Annotated in this window: 1 protein-coding gene; it reads left to right on the forward strand. The window is 76.3% G+C overall.

Annotated features, from left to right (window positions below; all coding sequences use genetic code 11):
* On the forward strand, window positions 1-338 hold a 338-nt coding region (locus AB6A65_RS16805; protein ID WP_371039521.1), incomplete at both ends, for a LysR substrate-binding domain-containing protein.

Here is a 338-nt window from a genome sequence, read left to right on the forward strand (position 1 = left end):
TCTCACGGGCACGCGGCTCTTCCGGCTGGAGTACGGCGAGGCGCATGTCGCCGTGCGCGCCGGCCCGCCCCCGCAGGAGCCCGACAACGTCGTGCAGCCCTTCTTTCACATGCGCGCCGGGCTCTACGCGGCGCGCGCCTACGTCGCGGCGCACGGCCTGCCCGAGGGGCTGGAGGCACTCGAGGGGCACCGCTTCGTCGGCCCGGACGCCGAGAGCCCGCGCGCGCCCACCGAGCGCTGGCTGCGTGAGACGCTCGCGCCCGAGCAGATCGCCTTCCGCAGCCCCGACCCCCGCGCGCAGGAGGACGCGGTGCTCGCGGGTGCAGGGATCGGCTTCC

Origin of the sequence: Rhodosalinus sp. FB01 (genome assembly GCF_041365715.1) — a bacterium.
GTDB lineage: Bacteria > Pseudomonadota > Alphaproteobacteria > Rhodobacterales > Rhodobacteraceae > Rhodosalinus.